At 55.1% G+C, this 22,278-nt stretch carries 20 protein-coding genes; 9 read left to right on the top strand and 11 right to left on the bottom strand.

Annotated features, from left to right (window positions below; all coding sequences use genetic code 11):
* Positions 1–18: 18 nt before the first annotated feature.
* Both cueO and OGW13_RS07075 read left to right on the top strand, forming a co-directional pair.
* Positions 19–1,578 carry a multicopper oxidase CueO gene (gene cueO, locus OGW13_RS07080; RefSeq protein WP_287115834.1) on the top strand — a complete coding sequence of 520 codons (1,560 nt, stop codon included), beginning with the start codon at positions 19–21 and terminating at the stop codon, positions 1,576–1,578.
* Between the two features lie 159 nt (positions 1,579–1,737).
* A complete protein-coding gene (locus OGW13_RS07075) occupies positions 1,738–2,259 on the top strand; it encodes a hypothetical protein (RefSeq protein WP_104445657.1) in 522 nt (173 codons plus the stop codon).
* A 107-nt stretch (positions 2,260–2,366) separates the two neighbouring features.
* Here the strand turns inward: OGW13_RS07075 and OGW13_RS07070 are convergent, their stop codons facing one another.
* The gene (locus OGW13_RS07070; RefSeq protein ID WP_287115833.1) at positions 2,367–4,757 is read right to left on the bottom strand and encodes a glucose/quinate/shikimate family membrane-bound PQQ-dependent dehydrogenase; all 2,391 of its coding nucleotides are present in this window, start codon (positions 4,755–4,757) and stop codon (positions 2,367–2,369) included.
* Between the two features lie 205 nt (positions 4,758–4,962).
* On the opposite strand from OGW13_RS07070, the gene hpt reads away from it, so the two are divergent.
* On the top strand, positions 4,963–5,499 hold the full coding sequence (gene hpt / locus OGW13_RS07065; protein ID WP_042997896.1) for a hypoxanthine phosphoribosyltransferase: 537 nt from the start codon (positions 4,963–4,965) through the stop codon (positions 5,497–5,499).
* A 65-nt stretch (positions 5,500–5,564) separates the two neighbouring features.
* Here hpt and can read toward each other — a convergent pair whose 3' ends face one another.
* Positions 5,565–6,227: a carbonate dehydratase gene (gene can / locus OGW13_RS07060; RefSeq protein ID WP_042997895.1), complete on the bottom strand. Its 663-nt coding sequence runs from the start codon at positions 6,225–6,227 to the stop codon at positions 5,565–5,567.
* A 108-nt stretch (positions 6,228–6,335) separates the two neighbouring features.
* On the opposite strand from can, the gene OGW13_RS07055 reads away from it, so the two are divergent.
* The 4 genes from OGW13_RS07055 to OGW13_RS07040 all read left to right on the top strand — a co-directional run bounded on the left by OGW13_RS07055 (position 6,336) and on the right by OGW13_RS07040 (position 9,867).
* Positions 6,336–7,262 carry an ABC transporter ATP-binding protein gene (locus OGW13_RS07055; protein WP_042997894.1) on the top strand — a complete coding sequence of 309 codons (927 nt, stop codon included), beginning with the start codon at positions 6,336–6,338 and terminating at the stop codon, positions 7,260–7,262.
* Positions 7,259–8,029, top strand: coding sequence for an ABC transporter permease (locus OGW13_RS07050; protein WP_042997893.1), 771 nt, complete (start codon positions 7,259–7,261; stop codon positions 8,027–8,029). Before OGW13_RS07055 ends, OGW13_RS07050 begins: the two co-directional genes overlap by 4 nt.
* A 106-nt stretch (positions 8,030–8,135) precedes the next feature.
* Positions 8,136–8,576, top strand: a complete 441-nt coding sequence (locus OGW13_RS07045) for a PTS sugar transporter subunit IIA (protein ID WP_044255413.1) — start codon at positions 8,136–8,138, stop codon at positions 8,574–8,576.
* Between the two features lie 64 nt (positions 8,577–8,640).
* Positions 8,641–9,867, top strand: a complete 1,227-nt coding sequence (locus tag OGW13_RS07040; protein ID WP_042997892.1) for a polysaccharide deacetylase family protein — start codon at positions 8,641–8,643, stop codon at positions 9,865–9,867.
* A gap of 5 nt (positions 9,868–9,872) precedes the next feature.
* On the opposite strand, the gene panD is transcribed toward OGW13_RS07040, so the two are convergent.
* The 9 genes from panD to thpR form a co-directional block, all read right to left on the bottom strand.
* A complete protein-coding gene (gene panD, locus OGW13_RS07035; RefSeq protein ID WP_042323756.1) occupies positions 9,873–10,253 on the bottom strand; it encodes an aspartate 1-decarboxylase in 381 nt (126 codons plus the stop codon).
* 93 nt (positions 10,254–10,346) lie between these two features.
* Entirely contained in the window at positions 10,347–11,201 is an 855-nt protein-coding gene (gene panC / locus OGW13_RS07030) for a pantoate--beta-alanine ligase (RefSeq protein ID WP_042997891.1), read from the bottom strand.
* An 11-nt stretch (positions 11,202–11,212) separates the two neighbouring features.
* Positions 11,213–12,004 carry a 3-methyl-2-oxobutanoate hydroxymethyltransferase gene (panB, locus tag OGW13_RS07025; protein WP_042997890.1) on the bottom strand — a complete coding sequence of 264 codons (792 nt, stop codon included), beginning with the start codon at positions 12,002–12,004 and terminating at the stop codon, positions 11,213–11,215.
* A 119-nt stretch (positions 12,005–12,123) separates the two neighbouring features.
* Positions 12,124–12,603 (bottom strand): 2-amino-4-hydroxy-6-hydroxymethyldihydropteridine diphosphokinase, encoded by a 480-nt coding sequence (gene folK, locus OGW13_RS07020; protein ID WP_044255410.1) that lies wholly within the window; start codon positions 12,601–12,603, stop codon positions 12,124–12,126.
* On the bottom strand, positions 12,600–13,997 hold the full coding sequence (pcnB, locus tag OGW13_RS07015) for a polynucleotide adenylyltransferase PcnB (protein WP_205685287.1): 1,398 nt from the start codon (positions 13,995–13,997) through the stop codon (positions 12,600–12,602). Before pcnB ends, folK begins: the two co-directional genes overlap by 4 nt.
* Positions 13,998–14,077: 80 nt before the next feature.
* Positions 14,078–14,974: a tRNA glutamyl-Q(34) synthetase GluQRS gene (gene gluQRS, locus OGW13_RS07010; RefSeq protein WP_187251088.1), complete on the bottom strand. Its 897-nt coding sequence runs from the start codon at positions 14,972–14,974 to the stop codon at positions 14,078–14,080.
* A 64-nt stretch (positions 14,975–15,038) separates the two neighbouring features.
* A complete protein-coding gene (gene dksA / locus OGW13_RS07005) occupies positions 15,039–15,494 on the bottom strand; it encodes an RNA polymerase-binding protein DksA (protein ID WP_003829221.1) in 456 nt (151 codons plus the stop codon).
* Positions 15,495–15,671: 177 nt separating this feature from the next.
* The gene (sfsA, locus tag OGW13_RS07000) at positions 15,672–16,376 is read right to left on the bottom strand and encodes a DNA/RNA nuclease SfsA (protein WP_042997887.1); all 705 of its coding nucleotides are present in this window, start codon (positions 16,374–16,376) and stop codon (positions 15,672–15,674) included.
* Positions 16,377–16,391: 15 nt separating this feature from the next.
* Entirely contained in the window at positions 16,392–16,922 is a 531-nt protein-coding gene (gene thpR, locus OGW13_RS06995) for an RNA 2',3'-cyclic phosphodiesterase (RefSeq protein WP_287115832.1), read from the bottom strand.
* A gap of 73 nt (positions 16,923–16,995) precedes the next feature.
* On the opposite strand from thpR, the gene hrpB reads away from it, so the two are divergent.
* Positions 16,996–19,425 (top strand): ATP-dependent helicase HrpB, encoded by a 2,430-nt coding sequence (gene hrpB / locus OGW13_RS06990; RefSeq protein WP_287115831.1) that lies wholly within the window; start codon positions 16,996–16,998, stop codon positions 19,423–19,425.
* Positions 19,426–19,549: 124 nt separating this feature from the next.
* Positions 19,550–22,078: a bifunctional glycosyl transferase/transpeptidase gene (mrcB, locus tag OGW13_RS06985; RefSeq protein WP_044255398.1), complete on the top strand. Its 2,529-nt coding sequence runs from the start codon at positions 19,550–19,552 to the stop codon at positions 22,076–22,078.
* Positions 22,079–22,278: the final 200 nt, after the last annotated feature.

The following is a 22,278-nucleotide window of genomic DNA, read 5'->3' as shown; positions in this document are numbered from 1 at the left end:
CAAAATAAGGAAATAATTATGCAACGTCGTGATTTCTTAAAATATTCTGTGGCTCTGGGGCTGTCGTCAGCCTTACCGCTCTGGAGCCGCACCGTTTTTGCCGCCCAACGCCCCACGTTGCCCATTCCCGAGCTTCTCACCGCCGACGCACGTAACCAGATCTCGCTGATGGTGAAAGCGGGTCAGTCGACCTTTGCCGGAAAAGCGGCAACCACCTGGGGCTATAACGGTAATCTGCTCGGGCCTGCGCTGAAGTTGCAAAAAGGCAAAGCGGTGACGGTGGATATCCACAACCAGCTTCAGGAAGAGACCACAGTGCACTGGCATGGGCTGGAGGTGCCGGGTGAGGTGGATGGCGGGCCGCAGGGGATTATCCCGGCGAGCGGAAAACGTACCGTTACGTTTACGCCGGATCAGCGAGCGGCGACCTGCTGGTTTCATCCCCATCAGCATGGGAAAACCGGGCATCAGGTGGCGATGGGCTTAGCGGGGCTGGTTCTGATTGAGGATGAAGAAATTCATAAGCTGCTGCTCCCGAAGCAGTGGGGAATCGACGATATCCCGGTCATCGTGCAGGACAAACGGTTTAACGCGGCCGGGCAGATTGATTATCAGCTTGATGTGATGACGGCTGCTGTAGGCTGGTTTGGCGATACGCTACTGACCAATGGCGCCATTTATCCTCAACATGCTGCGCCGCGCGGCTGGTTACGTCTGCGGTTGCTTAACGGTTGTAACGCCCGTTCACTCAATTTTGCCGCCAGCGATAAGCGTCCACTGTACGTCATTGCCAGCGACGGCGGGCTGCTGGCGGAACCGGTAAAAGTAAACGAACTGCCCATGCTGATGGGCGAGCGTTTTGAAGTACTGGTGGACATCAGTGACGGTAAACCGTTTGATTTGGTTACCCTGCCAGTCAGCCAGATGGGGATGGCGATTGCGCCGTTTGATAAGCCGCATCCGGTCATGCGTATTCAGCCGGTTGCCGTGAATGCCTCCGGTACGCTGCCGGACACCCTAAGTACCATGCCTGCGCTACCTGCGGTTGACGGTCTGACGGTGCGTAATCTGCAACTGTCGATGGATCCGATGCTCGACATGATGGGAATGCAGATGCTGATGAAAAAGTATGGCGATCAGGCGATGGCGGGCATGCATCACGGGCAGATGCAGGGGCATATGGGCAACATGCAGCATGGCGACATGGGTCATATGAACCACGGCGGTCAGTTTGATTTCCATAACGCGAATAAGATAAACGGCGTGGCGTTCGATATGAACAAGCCGATTTTCGCGGCCAGCAAAGGTCAATATGAACGCTGGGTCATCTCCGGGGTGGGCGATATGATGCTGCATCCGTTCCATATCCACGGTACGCAGTTCCGCATCCTGTCGGAGAACGGCCAGACGCCTGCGGCCCATCGTGCGGGCTGGAAAGATACCGTTCGGGTGGAAGGCAGCGTCAGCGAGGTGTTAGTGAAATTTGATCACATCGCGCCCAAAGAGCATGCCTATATGGCGCACTGTCATCTGCTGGAACATGAAGATACCGGCATGATGTTAGGCTTTACGGTATAAGCGACGGATGGCGATGTCGGTTTTCCCGGAATCGCCATCCATCAGTAATAAGAATAATACCACTCTCATCCTTAATTTCTGAAAATAGATTAAGGCCGTATTTTTATTCCTCTTTCGGGATATACTCGCGGAATCTGACTATCAAACCTGAGGTGAAAAATGGATATTTTCCGTAAAATTGTGGCGGCTTCTTTTGCTATGTTAGTGGCGATTTCTGCTCATGCCGGAATGGACATGGAGCGTAAACACTTTCCTGAACTGAAGTTAAGCATCGAAATTCCGCAAACGCTGACGCCTATGTCGGCGGAAATGGCGAAAATTAAATACCCGTCTGAGAATCGTCCACAGATCATTTATGGCGACGAGAGAGGTAAAGCCTCACTGGGCGTGACGGCGGGTCGCAACGCACTGCCTGTGGCGCAGCTGGATATGATGAAAGATGCGATGTTGAAAATGTTAGCTAACTACAAACCAGAGGCAGAAGCCGTTACGGTTGATGGGCATAAGGCATGGCTAGTGACTTTCCGCTCTCAGGCTGCGGATAGCGAAATTCTGAATCTGATGCTGATTACCAGTCAGGATAATAAAGCTGTGCAGGTTGCCTTTAATATGACGAAGGATTTAGTTGACCAGTATCAGGATGTCGCAAAAGCGTCATTAATGTCGCTTAAGTTTGACTAATCATTATCGCTAAATATCGATAAGCGCCCGCAAGTATTGCGGGCGTTTTGCGTTAAAAAAAGACAGCGCGGTATTTCCACGCTATCTCTGCTCAGAACAGAATGGTTTTATTTCGCGTCGTCAGGCAAGGCGTAAGCGACAATATAATCGCCCATCTTCGTACCAAACGAGCCGTGGCCACCGGCTGAAATCACGACATACTGTTTACCGTTCACCTCATAGGTCATCGGTGTGGCTTGTCCACCGGCTGGCAGACGCCCCTGCCACAGTTTCTCACCGTTGCTCATGTTATAGGCGCGCAGGTAGTTATCCGCCGTGGCGGCAATAAACAACACGTTGCCCGCCGTTGAGATAGGACCGCCCAGCATTGGCATCCCCATATTGAACGGTACTGGAACCGGCATCGGGAACGGCATGCTGTCCTGCGGCGTGCCAATGCGTTTTTTCCAGACTACCTCATTGGTCTTCAGATCCAGCGCGGAGATATAACCCCAGGCCGGTTGCTTACATGGCAGACCAAACGGCGACAGGAATGGGTTCAGCGTGACGCCAAACGGCACGCCATATTGCGGCTGGATACCGGATTCGGTGCCTGTGCCTTTTGCATCTTTCGGCTGTTCCATCGGATTACCCGGACCGCGTGGGATCAGCTTCGAGACGAACGGCAGCGCCATCGGGTTGGCAATCGCCACCTGACGGTTCGGATCGACCGAGATACCACCCCATTCGAACATCCCGAGGTTACCCGGGAACACCAGCGTGCCCTGCTCAGACGGCGGAGTAAAGATGCCCTCATAGCGCATCTGGTGGAACATCACGCGGCACACCAGTTGATCGAACATGGTGGCGCCCCACATATCCGCTCCGGTCAGATCTTTTTTCGGACGGAAACTCAGTTCAGAGAACGGCTGCGTTTTGCTGACGTAATCGCCTTTCGCGGCACCCTGCGGAACCGGTTTTTCTGGTGCCGGAACGACCAGTTCACCGTTACGGCGGTCGAGGACAAAGATGTTACCGGTTTTCGCTGGCGCGTAGATAACAGGGACTTTCTCACCGTTGACGGTGATATCCGCCAGCGTCGGCTGGGACGGCATGTCCATATCCCACAGATCGTGGTGAACGGTCTGATAGCTCCAGGCAAGTTTACCGGTGGTCGCGTTCAGCGCCACAATCGAGCTGGCGTAGCGTTCCTGCTCTGGCGTACGGTTACCCCCCCAGATATCCGGCGTAGTCACCCCCATCGGCAGATAGACCAGATCCAGCTTCGCGTCGTAGGCCGCCGGAGCCCAGGAGTTCGGCGAGTTAAAGGTAAAAGAGTGCTCATCGGAAGGGATTGCATTCGGGTCTTTCGCACCCGGATCGAACGCCCACAGCAGTTTGCCGTTATTGACGTCAAAACCACGGATCACGCCCGAGGTTTCGCGCGTGGAGAAGTTATCCGTTACCGAACCAGCAATCACAATCGTTTTATCGGTGATGATTGGCGGCGATGTTGGCTCATACAGACCCGGCGTGGTGTCCGGCATGTTGGTCTGCAGATTCAGAATGCCTTTGTTGGCAAAGGTTTCGCACAGCTTGCCGGTTTCGGCGTTCACCGCAAACAGACGACCGTCGTTGACGGGCAGGATGATACGGCGCGGACAGTCGGCAACCACTTCCGGGGAAGCGTTATCGGCTTTCGCTTCATGGTACGACACGCCACGGCAGGTCACGTGCTGGAAGCTGGTGTTGGTATTGAGTTGCGGATCGAAATGCCACTTCTCTTTACCGGTAGCGGCATCCAGCGCGAACAGACGCTGATGGGCGGTACAAAGATACAGCGTATCGCCAACCTTAATCGGCGTCACTTCATTGGTGATTTCACCCGGATCGTTCGGCTGCTTCAGGTCACCGGTGCGGAACACCCACGCTTCTTTCAGATTGTGGACGTTATCGGCGTTGATCTGTTTGAGCGGCGAGAAACGCTGGCCTTCCTGATTACGACCATACGCGGGCCAGTCGTTGTCCGAAATGGCGGAGATAGGTTCGGCTGGTGTGGCGTCGGCGCTCAGCGTGCCGTTGATCTCCTGCGGATCATGAAAGCCCGCCCAGGTGAGGATCCCGCCGCTGATCAGCAGGGCCACCACCAGAGCAGCTACGGCACCGCGGGAAGGGACGATCAGGCGATGCCAGACGAACGGTAAAATCAGCCAGATGCCGAAGAAGACCAGAATATCGCTGCGCGGCGTCAGCGCCCAAAAGTCGAACCCGACCTCCCACACGCCCCAAATCAGGGTGGCGAGGAGCAGGGCGGCGTACAGCCAGAGTGCGGAACGTTTGCTGCGCCAGAGCAATACGGCAACGCCCAGCATCACCAGTCCCGCAATCGGGTAGTACCAGGAGCCGCCAATGGCGACCAGCCAGCCTCCGCCGATCAAAAGATAAAGCCCGCATAGCGCTGCAAAGAGGGCCGTTAGCGTCACGAGTAACCGTGGCGAACGTGCGTTGTTATTTGCCATAAAAATACACCATCTCAATTTGTTAATTTTTTAGTAGCAATTAATTATAGGATTTAACATATGTGATCGTCATCACAAAATGAGCTTTATTAAGAGATGCCGCGAATAAATACTTTTACTGGTATACTGCGTGCCTTGCGCTTAGATGCTGACTTATCAAGAGCAGGCATTGAGTGATTTGTTTTTAAATCATATGGTTAGAGATATGAAACATACTGTAGAAGTCATGATCCCCGAAGCGGAGATCAAAGCGCGTATCGCTGAACTGGGTCGTCAGATTACTGAGCGTTATAAAGACAGCGGCAGTGATATGGTGCTGGTGGGTCTGCTACGTGGCTCATTCATGTTTATGGCGGACCTGTGCCGTGAAGTGCAGGTATCTCATGAAGTCGATTTTATGACCGCCTCCAGCTACGGTAGCGGCATGTCCACCACCCGTGACGTCAAGATCCTCAAAGATCTCGATGAAGACATTCGCGGCAAGGACGTGCTGATTGTGGAAGACATTATCGACTCCGGTAACACGCTGTCGAAAGTGCGTGAAATCCTGAGCCTGCGTGAACCGAAATCTCTGGCGATTTGCACCCTGCTGGATAAACCCTCCCGCCGTGAAGTGAACGTTCCGGTCGAGTTCATCGGGTTCTCCATTCCGGATGAGTTCGTGGTGGGCTACGGTATTGATTATGCGCAGCGCTATCGTCATCTGCCGTATGTCGGCAAAGTGGTGTTGCTGGACGAATAAGCGTAAAAAAGCCGGGAAAATCCCGGCTTTGACTGGATACATCCCTGGTGTATGACCGGGGATTTTTATTTGTGATTGACGTGCTTCTGGCTGAGGTTAGACACGCCCTGACGATAACGCTGCTCCAGGGTGGCGCGACTGGTCGCGGTCACTTCCAGATCGCGCAGCAGGCCGTCGTGAATACCGTATGCCCAGCCGTGGATGGTCACTTTCTGACCCCGTTTCCAGGCTGACTGCATGATGGTGGAGTGGCCCAGGTTATACACCTGTTCCATCACGTTCAGCTCGCACAGCGTGTCCATACGGCGCTCTTGCGGCATTTCACCCAGCAATGAGCTATGTTTGAACCAGATATCACGGATATGCAGCAGCCAGTTGTCGATGAGGCCCAGTTCCGGGTTATCGACCGCAGCCTGTACGCCGCCACACCCGTAGTGACCACAGATAATAATGTGTTCAACTTCGAGGACATCAACGGCATACTGAACAACAGAGAGGCAGTTGAGGTCGGTGTGGATGACCAGGTTGGCCACATTACGGTGGACAAATAATTCGCCCGGTTCAAGACCGGTTAAACGTTCTGCGGGAACGCGACTGTCGGAACATCCAATCCATAGAAAGCGCGGTTTTTGCGCTTGCGCCAGTTTCTCAAAAAATCCGGAATCCTCTTCCACCAGCATTTTTGACCATAGTGCATTGTTGCTGATGAGTGTATCTATGTCTTTCATGGAGGTTAACGACCTGTAACCAAATAAGTGCGTTGGGCTAATATAGGGCAACTCCGGGATTATTTAAACCACATATAAAGTGTAAGTACGTAAGGTAAGTAAAAATTTATGACCATTGCACTGGAACTTCAACAACTTAAAAAAACCTATCCTGGCGGTGTTCAGGCACTGCGCGGGATAGATTTACAGGTCGAAGCGGGAGATTTTTACGCGCTTCTGGGGCCGAACGGGGCAGGCAAGTCGACCACTATCGGTATCATCAGCTCGCTGGTGAATAAATCGTCCGGGCGCGTCAGCGTCTTTGGTTACGATCTCGAAAAAGATGTCGTCAACGCCAAACGTCAACTCGGGCTGGTGCCACAGGAATTTAACTTCAACCCGTTTGAGACCGTACAGCAGATTGTGGTCAATCAGGCGGGCTACTACGGCGTGGAGCGAAAAGAGGCGGTTGAGCGCAGCGAAAAGTATTTAAAACAGCTCGATCTGTGGGAAAAACGCAACGAACGTGCGCGGATGTTATCCGGCGGGATGAAGCGCCGTCTGATGATCGCCCGCGCGCTGATGCACGAACCGAAGCTACTGATTCTCGATGAACCGACAGCGGGTGTCGATATTGAACTTCGCCGCTCAATGTGGGGGTTTTTGAAGGATTTAAACGATAAAGGCACCACGATCATTCTGACCACTCACTATCTGGAAGAGGCAGAAATGCTCTGCCGCAACATCGGGATTATTCAGCACGGCGAGCTGGTCGAAAACACCTCGATGAAGAACCTGCTCTCTAAGCTCAAGTCCGAAACCTTCATTCTCGATCTGGCAGCGAAAAGTCCGTTGCCGCAGCTGGAGGGCTATCACTATCGGCTGGTGGATACCTCAACGCTGGAAGTGGAAGTATTGCGTGAGCAGGGAATTAACAGCGTGTTCAGCCAGCTCAGCGCGCAGGGCATTCAGGTATTGAGTATGCGTAACAAAGCGAACCGCCTTGAAGAGCTGTTTGTGTCACTGGTTCATGAAAAACAAGGAGATCGCGCATGATGCAGCTTTACTGGGTCGCGCTGAAAAGCATCTGGGCGAAAGAAATTAACCGCTTTATGCGGATCTGGATCCAGACGCTCGTGCCGCCCGTCATCACCATGACGCTCTATTTTATTATCTTCGGTAACCTGATTGGTTCCCGCATTGGCGAGATGCACGGTTTCAGCTATATGCAGTTTATCGTGCCGGGTCTAATCATGATGGCGGTCATCACCAACGCGTATGCGAACGTGGCGTCGTCATTCTTTAGCGCCAAATTCCAGCGCAACATTGAAGAGCTGCTGGTTGCGCCGGTACCGACACACGTGATTATCGCCGGTTTTGTCGGCGGCGGAGTGGCGCGCGGACTGTGCGTTGGGGTGCTGGTGACGGCGATTTCCCTGTTCTTTGTTCCGTTCCAGGTGCATTCGTGGCTGTTTGTGGCGCTGACGCTGGTTCTGACGGCGATTCTGTTTTCGCTGGCGGGGCTGTTGAACGCCGTATTTGCGAAAACCTTTGATGACATCAGCCTGATCCCGACGTTTGTCCTGACGCCGCTGACCTATCTCGGTGGGGTGTTTTACTCCCTGACGCTGCTGCCGCCGTTCTGGCAGGGGTTATCGCAACTGAACCCGATCGTCTATATGATTAGCGGTTTCCGCTACGGCTTCCTCGGCATTCACGATGTGCCGTTAGTGACTACGTTTGGCGTGCTGGTGGTCTTTATTGTGGTGTTTTATCTGCTGTGCTGGTCTTTAATCCAGCGCGGTCGCGGGTTGCGTAGCTGACCGTTTTCACCCTCTCCTCCCGGTGAGGAGAGGGTGATTGTTGACCATTGTCATCATTCTCCATTTGTCACTCTGATAAACTACTTGCCTGCTAATGAGGTGAGAAATGCTAGGCTGGGTCATAACCTGTCATGACGATAAGGCTGAGGAACTGCTGAGCCTTCTGGAAAAAAAACACGGCCCACTGGCGCAATGCCGGGCGGTGAATTTTTGGCGTGGATTGAGCGCGAACATGCTGAGTCGGATGATGTGCGACGCATTGCATGCTACGGATTCCGGTGATGGCGTCATCTTTCTGACCGACCAGCCCGGTGCGGCGCCGTATCGCGTGGCTTCACTGCTGAGCCATAAACATCCGCAGTGTGAAGTCATTTCCGGCATTTCTGTAACGTTGCTGGAGCAAATGCTCCCAACACGAGAATCCATGAGTAGTCAGGCGTTTCGCGACCAGATAGTTGCTCTTGGTGGGCCAGAGGTGACCAGTCTTTGGCATCAGCAACAGAAAAATCCTCCCTTTGTTCTGCTGCACGATTTGTATGAGTATTGATCATTCTTATTAATGAGGTGAATTGATACAATCGCTGCGTTGTTTCTTGCCCCGGTTATGGTTAATGATGAAATATCTGTTTCTGCTGCTGCTGTCCCTCTCTACAGTCGTCAGTGCGGCGTTGCCTGCTCGCTATATGCAAACCACTGAAGATGCGGCTATTTGGGCGCAAATAGGCGATGACATGGTGACCGTGGGAAATATTCGCGCCGGACAGATTATTTCTGTCATTCCGGTCGCGGCGGATTATTACGAATTCAAATTCGGCTTCGGTACCGGGTTTATTGACAAAGGCCATCTGGAACCGGTGCAGGGTAAACAACGCGTTGAGGACAGCCTCGGCGATCTTAATAAACCGCTCAGCAATCAGAATCTGATCACCTGGCAAGCCACTCCCGTTTATAACGCACCGAATATTGGTAGTGCGCCGTTTGGCGTACTGGCGGATAACCTGCGTTATCCCATCATCAGTAAACTGAAAGACCGGCTGAATCAAACCTGGTATCAGATTCGCATTGGCGACCGGCTGGCCTGGATAAGTGCCCTCGATGCCCAGGAAGACCGTGGATTGCCGGTGCTGACCTATCACCATATTCTGCGCGATGAAGAGAACACCCGTTTTCGTCATACCTCCACCACCACGTCAGTTCGCGCCTTCAGCAACCAGATGACCTGGCTGCGCGATCGCGGATACCGTACGCTGACGATGGCGCAACTGGAAGGCTATGTGCGTAACAACATGAATCTGCCCGCGCGAGCGGTGGTGATTACCTTTGATGACGGCCTGAAGTCAGTGAGTCGTTATGCTTATCCGGTGCTGAAGCAGTATGGGATGAAGGCCACGGCGTTTATTATCTCGTCGCGAATTAAAGTTCGCCCACAAAAATGGGACCCCAAATCGCTGCAGTTCATGAGTATTTCAGAGCTTAATGGTATCCGCGACGTGTTTGACTTTCAGTCCCATACGCACTTTTTACATCGGGTCGACGGCTATCACCGGCCAATCCTGCTCAGCCGCAGCCATCACAATATTCTGTTTGATTTTGCACGCTCCCGGCGCGCGCTGGCCCCGTTTAATCCCCACGTCCTTTATCTTTCGTATCCGTTTGGCGGTTATAACGCGACGGCTGTAAAAGCCGCGGAAGAGGCTGGATTTCACCTGGCGGTGACTACGATGAAAGGGAAGGTGAAGCCGGGGGATAATCCGTTTTTACTGAAACGCCTGTATATCTTAAGAACGGATTCGCTGGAGACGATGTCGCGGCTGATTAGCAATCAGCCGCAGGGGTAGTTCGCTTACGCAACCTGAACCGGAATGGCTTTCGCGGTGCGTTTCATTTCATTGTCGCCTTCGAAGTAAGCGACCTTTGGCTGCCAGCGGCGCGCTTCTTCGTCAGACATGGTCACGAAGCTGGCGATGATCACAATGTCGCCCACGCTGGCACAGTGTGCCGCTGCGCCGTTGACGGAGATGATTCTGGAACCGCGCTCGGCGGCAATCGCATAGGTGGAAAAGCGTTTACCGTTGCTCACGTTCCAGATATCGATGGCTTCATTTTCAAGGATCCCGGCGGCATCCAGAAAATCCTGATCGATGGCGCAGGAACCTTCATAGTGCAGGTCCGCCTGAGTTACTTTCACGCGGTGGAGTTTGCCCTGCAGCATAGTGCGAATCATAACGTCTACCTTAAACTCGTATCGATAACGAAGCAGGTCGAAACCTGCTTTGAGAAATTTCTCAGGCAGTATTGCCCGATTTTTAACCCCTGTCTACTGGGTTAATGCAACCGTCTGATTGTCAATTAACCGTGCCTGGCCAAGCCATGCGGCAACCAGAATCACCGCACGCTGGCTGCTTTCGGTTAGCTCAAGCAGCGTGTCAGCATCGCGGATCTGAATGTCATCGGGGCGGAAGCCTTTTTCCGTCAGCTCCTGTTCAGCGATGGCAATAATCTCTTCCAGTTCACGCTCGCCGGCCTGCAGTTTCTCCGCGATGCGGCCCATCACTTTGTACAAACCTGGGGCGATTTTGCGTTGTTCGGCCGTCAGATAACCGTTACGCGAACTCAGGGCTAAACCGTCTTTGGCGCGAATAATCGGCACGCCGACGATCTCGATGTCGTAGCCCATGTCGGCAACCATTTTGCGGATCAGCGCCAGTTGCTGGAAGTCTTTCTCGCCAAAGCAGGCGACATCCGGTTGTACCAGATTGAACAACTTGCTGACGATGGTTGAAACCCCACGGAAATGGCCCGGGCGGCTGGCGCCTTCCAGCATCGTCGAAAGGCCGGGGACATCCACGTAGGTCTGCCCGTCGGTGCCCTGAGGATAGATTTGGTCCGGTGCGGGAGCAAAGACGAAATCCACCTTACGCTTGTTCAGTTTTTCGCAGTCTTCCTGCAGCGTGCGGGGGTAGCGCACCAGATCGTCCGGACGGTCAAACTGCATTGGGTTGACGAAAATACTCACCACCACGATGTCCGCACGGGCTTTGGCTTCATCCACCAGCTTCATGTGACCATCATGCAGGTTGCCCATCGTCGGCACCAGCGCAATGCGCTTCCCTTCCTGACGGGCTCTGCGGATATGCTGGCGCAGCAGCGGCAGGGTTTCAATAATCAGCACAACAAGACTCCTTAATGGAAACTGTGTTCTTCGCCCGGATAGACGCCGGACTCAACCTCGGCAATATACTGCCGTACCGCGGCGCGCATGTCGCCTGCTTGCGTAAGGAAATTTTTGGCAAATTTCGGAATATGGCCGCCGGTGATGCCAAAGGCGTCGTGCATGACTAAAATTTGTCCGTCGGTCACGTTGCCGGCACCGATACCGATAACCGGAATGGAGAGTGCCTCCGTCACGCGTTTGGCCAGTTCAACCGGAACGCATTCCAGAACGATGAGCTGCGCGCCTGCGGCTTCCAGCGCCAGGGCATCGTCCAGCAAAACCTGTCCGGCATCGCCACGGCCCTGAATTTTATAGCCGCCGAAAATATTGACCGACTGTGGCGTCAGGCCCAGGTGTCCGCAGACGGGGACCGCGCGCTCGGTGAGCATTTTCACGGTCTCCACCAGCCAGGCGCCACCTTCAATCTTGACCATGTTCGCGCCCGCGCGCATGACGGTGGCCGAATTTTCAAAGGCCTGTTCCGGCGTCGCGTAAGCCATAAACGGCAGATCGGCGAGCAGCAGGCAATTCGGCGCGCCGCGACGCACCGCCTGCGTATGGTAAGCGATATCCTCAACCGTCACCGGCAGGGTGGAGTCATGCCCCTGTACTGTCATCCCCAGGGAATCCCCGACCAGCATCACATTGATCCCTTCGTCGGCAAACAGTCTGGCGAAACTGTAGTCATAAGCAGTAATGGTGGCGAAGCGTTTTTTCTCTTGTTTGCACTTCTGCAACAGCGAGAGGGTGGTCGGTTTCATAACATTTCCTGATGGTGAACGTCATATTTACCGGCATTCTAACAGTCACATTCAGGGGGGCAATTGTTTTAAGCAACTGTTTGCGCGAAAGCAATAAACAGGAAATGAGGTGAGGGCCATTACCAGTGTGCGGGTTTTTCTGCACCAAGATGAGTGAGTCTCTGTTGCAGTGAGATACCGTCAGGGAAGTGCAGGTCAGGGGCGATTTCGAACAGCGGCCAGAGCATAAAACCGCGATTTTTCATATCGTAGTGTGGCACGGTCAGGCGTTCGCTGTTGATGACGCGATCGCCAAACAGCATGATATCCAGGTCTAACGTGCGCGGTCCCCAGCGTTCGGCCTTGCGTACCCGGCCCTGCTGGAGTTCGATGCGCTGGGTGTGGTCGAGCAGGGCTTCTGGTTCGAGCGTTGTTTCCAGCGCCACGGCGGCGTTCAGGTAATCGGGCTGATCCTGCGGGCCCAGCGGCGGGGTTCGATAAAAAGAAGAGATGGCGACAATCTGGCTTTCGGGGATCTCGCCTATCGCGTTGACGGCAGCATTGACCTGCTCCAGAGGAGAGGCCAGATTACTGCCCAGTGCGATATAAACGAGGGTCATGCCGTTCCTTCACGACGCGGCGCACGCTTGCGCGGACGACGGTGACGACGGCGCGGCGATGGATCTTCATCCAGCTCGTTCAGCATGCCTTTCTGCTCGGGTGGCGCAGAAACCTGGAATTCTCCCCACCACTGCGCCAGACGCTGCAGTTCGGCATTGTTTTCCACTTCAGCACGCAGAGCGAGTAAATCATATGCGGCGCGGAATTTCGGATGCTCCATCAGCTTCCACGCGCGTTTACCCTGACGACGGGACATGCGCAGCTGTAGCTGCCAGATATCGCGAGTCAGCGACGTGAGGCGTTTCGGGATTGCCAGCGAACGGCAGGCTTCATCGAGCACTTCATTCATTGCCAGCGCAAACGCGTCATAGTAGGCCAGACCGCTTTCCTGGGCGATTTTCTGCGCCATTTCCAGCAGCGGATACCAGAACATCGCGGCAAACAGGAAGGCCGGGTTAACGCGCATATCGTTATGAATGCGGTTATCGGTATTTTTCAGTACCTGCGCGATGATACGTTCCATTGCGCTGTCGCCATTCTCGGTAAAATAGCGCGTAATGGTCGGGAACAATGGCTGGAACAGGCTGTATTCGCGCAGCTTTTTATAAGTTTCATAGCCGTAGCCCGCCTGTAGCAGCTTCAGCGCCTCTTCAAACAGACGCGCAGGCGGGATATCGTTGAGCAGCGTGGCCAGGCGCGGGATCGGCTCTGCCGTTTCCGGGCTGATCTTCATATCGAGCTTGGCTGCGAAACGCACGGCGCGCAGCATCCGCACCGGATCTTCGCGATAGCGGGTTTCCGGATTGCCGATCAGGCGAATCACGCCATCTTCCAGATCCTGCATGCCGCCGACATAGTCGCGAACGGTGAAATCGGCGACGCTGTAATAAAGGCTGTTAATGGTGAAGTCACGGCGCTGGGCGTCTTCTTCGATGGAACCGAAAATGTTGTCGCGCAGCAGCATGCCGTTTTGTCCGCGCTGGGACGTGGTGCGGTCGCTTTCGCTGCCTTCGTGGTGACCTCGAAAGGTGGCGACTTCAATAATTTCAGGGCCAAACATGACGTGCGCCAGACGGAAACGGCGGCCAACAAGACGGCAATTGCGGAACAGCTTGCGCACCTGGTCCGGCGTCGCATTGGTTGTGACGTCAAAATCTTTCGGTTTTTTGCCGAGCAGAAGGTCGCGGACGCCACCGCCAACCAGCCAGGCTTCATATCCCGCTTTATTCAGCCTGTACATTACCTTCAGGGCATTTTCACTGATATCTTTGCGTGAAATAGCGTGCTGCTCGCGCGGGATGACCGTCATACGCGGACGGGCGACGGCAATTTCGGCCTCGCTCTCCTCGCGGCTTAGCACCTTGCGGCAAAAATTAGCGACTCGGGTAAAAATAGTGCACCTCGGTAGTGTCAAACAATATTCAGAATTCAGTTCAAATCGTTGGCTGTGTAAAAATAGCGGCTAATCATAGCTCAGCACGACGTATTTGAGAATGCCGGATTTACAATCGCTGATTCAGGTATCGTCGAAAGCGTCCAGTTTGTCACGGCGGATGCCAGGATCTCATCGACGCGCATCTCCTGCCACGGCAAATCGCTCTGTTGCCCGAGAAAGCGTAGCGCGTCGATAAGAACAGGGCGTGGATCGCCGTGCGGCAAGGCAGGGGCATGATTCTGTTTGGAAAGTTTAGCGCCTTGTTCATTGAGCGCCAGCGGTAGATGAATATAGTCGGGAGGCGTCCAGCCGAACTGCTGGTACAGTGAAATTTGTCGCACCGTCGGTTCGATCAAATCGGCGCCGCGCACGATTTCGCTGACCCCCTGAAAATGGTCATCCACCACCACCGCCAGGTTATAGGCGAACAGCCCATCACGGCGATGGATAATAAAATCCTCTCTCGCCAGTCGTTCGTCAGCCTGAATGTCTCCGCGCAGCCGATCGTGAAAACGGGTGACAGGATGCCGCTGTTTAATCCGCACCGCCGCCTGTTCCGGCCCGTGATGTAACTCACGGCAATGACCATCATATATTCCGCCAATGCTCTGGATCCGCGCACGGGTACAGGTGCAGTAGTAGCTCAGCCCCCGGTCGTATAACCAGGCGAGCGCTTCGCGGTAGGCGTCATGGCGTTGTGACTGCCATAAAATGTCGCCATCCCAGTGCAGGCCGTAATGTTCCAGTTGACGCAGAATAGTGTCAGCGGCACCGGGAACTTCACGAGGGGGATCAATATCTTCTATACGTACTCGCCATATTCCCTGACGGGCGCGAGCCTGTAAGTAGCTGCCCAGCGCAGCAATGAGGGAGCCAAAATGCAGTTCACCGGAAGGCGATGGAGCGAATCGGCCAATGTAGTGTGAGTCAGTCATCTTTGTGTAAAAATGAACAGGCGGGGAAAGCCCCGCCTGTTGTAAACGTTTCAAACGCCAGGCTTTAGCCCGCCATTTGTTTTTCGCGAATTTCAGCCAGCGTTTTGCAGTCGATGCACAGATCGGCTGTTGGACGCGCTTCCAGGCGACGAATACCAATTTCCACACCGCAGGATTCGCAGTAGCCGAAATCTTCGTCTTCAACCTTTTTCAGCGTTTTCTCGATCTTTTTGATCAGTTTGCGCTCACGGTCACGGTTACGCAGTTCGAGGCTGAACTCTTCTTCCTGTGCGGCACGGTCTACCGGGTCCGGGAAGTTGGCAGCTTCATCCTGCATATGAGTAACGGTGCGATCGACTTCATCCCTAAGTTGATTACGCCATGCTTCAAGAATACGCCTGAAGTGCGACAGCTGGGCTTCGTTCATATACTCTTCGCCCGGTTTCTCCTGGTACGGCTCCACCCCAGCGATGGCGAGAATACTCAGGGACGATGTTTTACGGTTTTGCCCTTCTTGCATGTTGCTTCTCCTTAACACGCACTATCGATCCCCATGTTCGGGGGAAAAATCAGGTCGCTATAAATAGCAGATGCTTTTCCGGATAGCAATTAACTAAACGTAACACTTGACAACCCTGTGAGGAAAAGCGTATTTGCGCACGCGACCAGAATACTAAATAACCAATTGTTTACAACACTATAAAGTGACAGTTAATGGCTCTATCAGAGTCATACTATCGGCAGAAAGTTCCGCTTTATAAACCAGAATTTCTACCCCCTTACGCTGTGCTTCGAACAATAGTTGCGCATATTTCGCGTCAATATGGCGCGCGGGTGAAAACCGTGTAATGGCGGAGTGCAGGACGGCAAAGAAAATCACTGCGCGTTTGCCCTCAGCCGCTACGCTCATCAGTTCCCGAAGATGTTTCTGACCTCGTTCAGTGATGGCATCGGGAAAATAACCAAAATCCTTTTCCGCTAACGTTACCGATTTCACTTCAATATAGCAGTCAGGCCGCGAATCTGCCTGTAACATAAAATCAATGCGGCTCCGTTCGGCGCCGTATTTTACTTCGCTTCTCAGCGTGGAATAACCTGAAAGTTCTGAAACTCGCCCCTGTTCAATGGCCTCTTTCGTCAGCCTGTTAGCCCATAACGTATTCACACAAATTAACGCGCCCGTCTGGGTTTGCGTTAATTCCCAGGTGTGCGGATATTTGCGTTTACTATTCTCCGACGTCGAATACCAGACCGTATCACCGGGCGTTGCACACCCGGTCATCGCCCCGGTGTTAGGGCAGTGTAGCGTGAGTTCAGTCCCGTCAGGTGTGATCACATCGGCTAAAAAGCGTTTATACCGCTGAACCAGCGTCGCGCGCTGGAGAGAAGGAGTAAATTGCATCGCGCATTTCCTTAATTAGTCGCTGAGCGTCCAGCGCTGAAGTTCCGTATAACGCGTGCGACCGCGTGCAAAGGTCGAGGCATAGAGGGCAAATTCTGTCACCGGAAAGGACCAGCAAAAGCCCGGCGGCGGGATCGCCACCGTATGGCTTGCATCGCGCAGCAGCGTGACGTGAGGGTGAAACGGCTGCGGACTCTGATAACAACCGCTACGCGCTGCCTGGGCTCGCAGCATATTGGCCAGTTGCAACAGCCCACGTGGGGACTGACGCGTCCCCAGCCAGACTACGCGAGAGCGTAACCACTGCCCGGCATCATCGAGATTGAGCGTAAAACCGGGCTGGCGAATGCGTCCGGCAAGGGCGATCAACGCCTGTTGTTTGTCTGCGCTCACATCGCCTAAAAACGCCAGCGTTAAATGCAGGTTTTCGGCCGCGACCGGTCGCCCCGCTTCAGGGGGGAAATGCGCCGCTCGCCACTGTATTATCTCTTCGCGCACGGTGGTGGGGAGTTCGAGGGCAAAAAACAGCCGTTTCGGCTCAGACATCTTAGGTACTCGGTTATGAATTAACGCGATGCTACAATGCGGCGCGAAGAATGTTAACCCTCTGGAGCCATTTGTGACGTCGTTACCTGTTGCCGCTGTACTGCCTGAATTGCTTACCGCCCTGGATTCTGCGCCGCAGGTTCTGCTGAGCGCGCCGACGGGTGCCGGTAAGTCAACCTGGTTACCGCTACAGTTTCTGGCACATAAAGGGTTCGAAGGGCGGATTATCCTGCTGGAACCGCGTCGTCTGGCGGCACGAAACGTGGCGCAAAGGCTTGCGGAACTGCTCAATGAAAAGCCCGGTGAGACGGTCGGTTACCGGATGCGGGCACAATCCTGCGTCGGGCCAGCAACACGGCTTGAGGTGGTTACCGAAGGGGTTCTGACGCGTATGATCCAGCGTGACCCGGAACTCAGTGGCGTTGGGCTGGTGATCCTCGATGAATTTCACGAACGCAGTTTGCAGGCGGATCTCGCGCTGGCGCTGCTGCTGGATGTGCAGCAGGGGCTGCGCGACGATCTCAAACTGTTGATCATGTCCGCTACGCTGGATAACGATCGCCTGCAACAGTGCCTGCCGGATGCGCCGGTGATCGTTTCCGAAGGGCGCGCCTTTCCCGTTGAGCGGCGTTATCAACCGCTGGCGTCGCAATTGCGTTTCGACGAAGCCGTGGCGGTCGCCTGCGCCGAGCTGCTGCGCAGAGAGCCAGGCTCGCTGCTGCTGTTTCTACCCGGTGTCGGGGAGATCCTGCGCGTACAGGAGCAATTAAGTACGCGAGTCGGCACCGGTGTGCTGCTGTGTCCGCTGTATGGCGCGCTGTCGCTCAACGATCAGCGCAAAGCGATTTTGCCGGCCCCGGACGGGATGCGCAAAGTTGTGTTGGCAACCAATATTGCGGAAACCAGTCTGACCATTGAGGGGATTCGACTGGTGGTGGATTGCGCGCAGGAGCGGGTGGCGCGGTTTGATGCGCGAACCGGGTTGACTCGGCTTATCACTCAGCGCATTAGCCAGGCCTCAATGACCCAGCGCGCCGGGCGTGCCGGGCGTCTGGAGCCGGGGATTTGTCTGCATCTGCTGGCGAAAGAGCAGGCGGAACGCGCGGCAGCACAGGGGGATCCTGAGATGTTGCACAGCGATCTCTCCGGTTTGCTGATGGAGTTGTTGCAGTGGGGATGTCGCGATCCCGCGCAACTCACCTGGCTGGATTTGCCACCCGCCGTCAACGTACAGGCGGCGAAACGATTACTGCACATGCTGGGCGCGCTGGATGGCGAGCAGCTCAGTGCGATAGGGCAAAAAATGGCGGCGTTGGGTAACGATCCGCGCCTGGCCGCGATGCTAGTCAGTGCTGCCACGCCCGACGATGCAGCTACGGCAGCAAAGCTGGCAGCCATTCTTGAGGAGCCGCCGCGGATGGGCAATACCGATCTGGGCGTGGCGTTTTCCCGCCATCAGCCTGCCTGGCAGCAGCGCAGTCAGCAACTTCTCAAACGTCTGAATGTTCGTAACGGCGAAGCGGATGCGTCGCGCATCGCCCCACTGCTGGCCCAGGCCTTTGCCGATCGCATCGCGCGTCGACGCAGCCAGGACGGGCGTTATCAACTGGCGAACGGTATGGGCGCGGCGCTGGATGTCGATGATGCGCTGGGGCGGCACGAATGGTTGATTGCGCCTCTGTTGCTGCAGGGGAGCGCGTCGCCGGATGCGCGGATCCTGCTGGCGCTGCCGCTCGATATCGACGCGCTTATCTCGCGTTGTCCTGAACTGCTACAGCAGTCTGATACCATTGAGTGGGATGAGGCGCAGGGGACGCTGAAAGCCTGGCGTAGAATGCGGATAGGCGAACTGACGGTTAAAGTCCAGCCGCTGGCAAAACCGTCTGAAGACGAGTTGCATCTGGCGATGCTTAACGGTATCCGCGATAAAGGCCTGAGCGTGCTCAACTGGACGCCTGCGGCAGAACAACTGCGGTTACGTTTGCATTGTGCGGCGAAATGGCTGCCGGAGTATGACTGGCCTGCGGTGGACGACAGGACATTGCTGGCCACGCTGGAGAACTGGCTGCTGCCGCATATGAGCGGCGTGCATTCGCTGCGCGGCCTGAAATCGTTGGATGTTCACCAGGCATTGAGCGGATTACTGGATTATTCCCTGCAGCAACGTCTGGTGAGTTCGTTACCCACACATTACACTGTGCCGACGGGAAGTCGGATAGCCATTCGTTATCACGAAGATAACCCGCCGGCGCTGGCGGTCAGAATGCAGGAGATGTTTGGCGAGGCCAAAACGCCGACTATTGCGGAGGGCCGCGTGCCACTGGTGCTGGAGCTCTTATCCCCCGCGCAGCGACCGTTGCAGATTACTCAGGATTTGGCCGCGTTCTGGCAAGGGTCGTATCGCGACGTGCAAAAAGAGATGAAAGGGCGCTACCCCAAACATGTCTGGCCGGACGATCCGGCGAACACGGCGCCGACGCGGCGAACCAAAAAGTATTCGTAGGCCGGATAAGGCGTTTATGCCGCATCCGGCAAAAGAGCAGTAAAATTGAGAGATTTCTTCTTCTGTCTTCTGACGGAAGAACAGAGAATCAGGCCTTTGCGCCTGAATGTTGCGGAGAAAAAGCATGGCCGGGAATGACCGCGAGCCAATTGGACGCAAAGGGAAACCCACGCGTCCGGTGAAACAAAAGGTGAGCCGTCGCCAACTCAGAGATGATGAGTACGACGACGAATATGATGATGACTATGAGGATGAAGAACCGATGCCGCGTAAAGGTAAAGGCAAAGGGCGTAAGCCTCGTGGTAAGCGCGGCTGGTTGTGGCTGCTGCTGAAAATTGCGATTGTTTTTGCGGTACTGCTTGCCATTTACGGCGTCTATCTGGATCAAAAAATCCGTAGCCGTATCGATGGCAAAGTCTGGCAGTTGCCGGCGGCGGTATATGGCCGGATGGTCAACCTTGAGCCTGAGATGTCGGTCAGCAAAAACGAAATGGTTAAGCTGCTGGAAGCCACCCAGTACCGTCAGGTCAGCAAAATGACGCGTCCTGGCGAGTTTACCGTGCAGGCGAACAGTATTGAGATGATCCGCCGTCCGTTTGATTTCCCGGACAGCAAGGAGGGTCAGGTGCGCGCGCGTCTGACGTTCGATGGCGGCCGCCTGGATACCATCGTCAACATGGACAACAACCGTCAGTTCGGTTTCTTCCGTCTCGATCCGCGTTTGATTACCATGCTGTCGTCGCCAAACGGTGAACAGCGTCTGTTTGTCCCGCGTAGTGGCTTCCCGGATCTGCTGGTGGATACGCTGCTGGCGACGGAAGACCGTCATTTCTATGAACATGACGGGGTGAGTCTGTACTCCATCGGTCGCGCCGTGCTGGCAAACCTGACCGCCGGACGCACGGTACAGGGGGCAAGTACCCTGACCCAACAGCTGGTGAAAAACCTGTTCCTCTCAAGCGAACGTTCGTACTGGCGTAAGGCTAACGAAGCCTATATGGCGCTGCTGATGGATGCGCGCTACAGCAAAGATCGTATTCTTGAGCTGTATATGAACGAGGTGTATCTCGGTCAGAGCGGTGATAATGAGATCCGTGGCTTCCCGCTGGCGAGCCTGTACTACTTTGGCCGTCCGGTAGAGGAACTGAGCCTTGATCAGCAGGCGCTGCTGGTAGGGATGGTGAAAGGGGCCTCAATCTACAACCCCTGGCGCAACCCGAAACTGGCACTTGAACGTCGTAACCTGGTGCTGCGCCTGCTGCAACAACAACAGGTGATCGATCAGGAACTTTACGACATGCTGAGCGCGCGTCCGTTAGGCGTGCAGCCGCGCGGTGGGGTGATCTCACCACAGCCCGCGTTTATGCAGATGGTGCGTCAGGAGTTGCAGGCGAAGCTGGGTGATAAAGTAAAAGATCTCTCCGGCGTGAAGATCTTCACCACCTTTGACTCTGTCGCCCAGGATGCCGCTGAGAAAGCCGCCGTTGATGGCATTCCGGAACTGAAGAAACAGCGCAAACTGAGCGATCTGGAAACGGCGATTGTAGTGGTAGACCGCTTCAGTGGCGAAGTCCGCGCTATGGTCGGCGGCGCTGAGCCGCAGTTTGCAGGCTATAACCGCGCGATGCAGGCACGTCGCTCGATTGGTTCACTGGCCAAACCGGCAACCTATCTGACCGCGCTGAGCCAGCCGAAAATCTATCGCCTGAACACCTGGATTGCCGATGCGCCGATTGCGCTGCGTCAACCAAACGGCCAGGTGTGGTCGCCGCAGAACGATGACCGTCGCTACAGCGAAAGCGGAAAAGTGATGCTGGTGGATGCGTTGACGCGTTCTATGAACGTGCCGACGGTCAATCTGGGGATGGCGCTTGGCTTGCCGGCTGTCACCGACACCTGGCTGAAGCTGGGCGTGCCGAAAGAGCAGTTGCATCCGGTTCCGGCTATGCTGCTGGGGGCACTGAACCTGACGCCGATCGAAGTGGCACAGGCGTTCCAGACGATCGCCAGCGGCGGTAATCGTGCGCCGCTTTCCGCGCTGCGTTCGGTCATCGCTGAAGACGGCACTGTGCTGTATCAGAGCTTCCCGCAGGCGGAGCGTGCCGTTCCGGCGCAGGCCGCCTATATGACGCTGTGGACGATGCAGCAGGTGGTGCAGCGTGGTACTGGTCGTCAGCTGGGCGCGAAGTACCCGAATCTGCATCTGGCGGGTAAAACCGGGACCACCAACAACAACGTCGATACCTGGTTTGCCGGTATTGACGGTAGTCAGGTGACCATCACCTGGGTGGGTCGCGATAACAACCAGCCGACGAAGCTGTACGGGGCGAGCGGGGCGATGTCGATTTATCAGCGCTATCTGGCTAACCAGACGCCAACGCCGCTCACGCTGACGCCACCGGAAGATATTGCGGAGATGGGCGTCGACTATGACGGCAACTTTGTCTGCAGTGGCGGTATGCGCACGTTGCCAGTCTGGACCTCCGATCCCGACTCGCTCTGCCAGCAGGGCGAAATGATGCAGCAGCCGACCGGGAACCCGTTCGATCAATCCTCTCAGCCACAGCAACCGCAGCAACAGCCGCCGAAGGAAGAGAAGAAAGACAGCGATGGCGTGGCGGGATGGATTAAGGATATGTTTGGCGGTAACTAACCGCCGTGCCGGATGGCGCTTCGTTTATCCGGCCTACCGGCTCATGCAGGTTTTGGGTGGTAGGCCGGATAAGGCGTTTTCGCCGCCATCCGGCAATGCCTTCACAGAAACATTTCCGGCTTCTTTTTAACCCTTTCTTTTCATCTGGATATTTCTTAACCCCTCAGTTTTGGTAGGGACGCGTATCGCTTGCTATCGCG

This window comes from Citrobacter sp. Ca225 (genome assembly GCF_030337175.1).
GTDB lineage: Bacteria > Pseudomonadota > Gammaproteobacteria > Enterobacterales > Enterobacteriaceae > Citrobacter_A > Citrobacter_A amalonaticus.
The sequence above is the reverse complement of the archived record's forward strand: the minus strand, read 5'-3'. Positions and strand labels throughout refer to the sequence as shown.

Bases quoted from the DNA above. Each gene is read 5' to 3' on its own strand.
- cueO (WP_287115834.1), top strand. From the start codon at position 19: ATGCAACGTCGTGATTTCTTAAAATATTCTGTGGCTCTGGGGCTGTCG.
- OGW13_RS07075 (WP_104445657.1), top strand. From the start codon at position 1,738: ATGGATATTTTCCGTAAAATTGTGGCGGCTTCTTTTGCTATGTTAGTG.
- OGW13_RS07070 (WP_287115833.1), bottom strand. From the start codon at position 4,757: ATGGCAAATAACAACGCACGTTCGCCACGGTTACTCGTGACGCTAACG.
- hpt (WP_042997896.1), top strand. From the start codon at position 4,963: ATGAAACATACTGTAGAAGTCATGATCCCCGAAGCGGAGATCAAAGCG.
- can (WP_042997895.1), bottom strand. From the start codon at position 6,227: ATGAAAGACATAGATACACTCATCAGCAACAATGCACTATGGTCAAAA.
- OGW13_RS07055 (WP_042997894.1), top strand. From the start codon at position 6,336: ATGACCATTGCACTGGAACTTCAACAACTTAAAAAAACCTATCCTGGC.
- OGW13_RS07050 (WP_042997893.1), top strand. From the start codon at position 7,259: ATGATGCAGCTTTACTGGGTCGCGCTGAAAAGCATCTGGGCGAAAGAA.
- OGW13_RS07045 (WP_044255413.1), top strand. From the start codon at position 8,136: ATGCTAGGCTGGGTCATAACCTGTCATGACGATAAGGCTGAGGAACTG.
- OGW13_RS07040 (WP_042997892.1), top strand. From the start codon at position 8,641: ATGATGAAATATCTGTTTCTGCTGCTGCTGTCCCTCTCTACAGTCGTC.
- panD (WP_042323756.1), bottom strand. From the start codon at position 10,253: ATGATTCGCACTATGCTGCAGGGCAAACTCCACCGCGTGAAAGTAACT.
- panB (WP_042997890.1), bottom strand. From the start codon at position 12,004: ATGAAACCGACCACCCTCTCGCTGTTGCAGAAGTGCAAACAAGAGAAA.
- folK (WP_044255410.1), bottom strand. From the start codon at position 12,603: ATGACCCTCGTTTATATCGCACTGGGCAGTAATCTGGCCTCTCCTCTG.
- gluQRS (WP_187251088.1), bottom strand. From the start codon at position 14,974: ATGACTGACTCACACTACATTGGCCGATTCGCTCCATCGCCTTCCGGT.
- dksA (WP_003829221.1), bottom strand. From the start codon at position 15,494: ATGCAAGAAGGGCAAAACCGTAAAACATCGTCCCTGAGTATTCTCGCC.
- sfsA (WP_042997887.1), bottom strand. From the start codon at position 16,376: ATGCAATTTACTCCTTCTCTCCAGCGCGCGACGCTGGTTCAGCGGTAT.
- thpR (WP_287115832.1), bottom strand. From the start codon at position 16,922: ATGTCTGAGCCGAAACGGCTGTTTTTTGCCCTCGAACTCCCCACCACC.
- mrcB (WP_044255398.1), top strand. From the start codon at position 19,550: ATGGCCGGGAATGACCGCGAGCCAATTGGACGCAAAGGGAAACCCACG.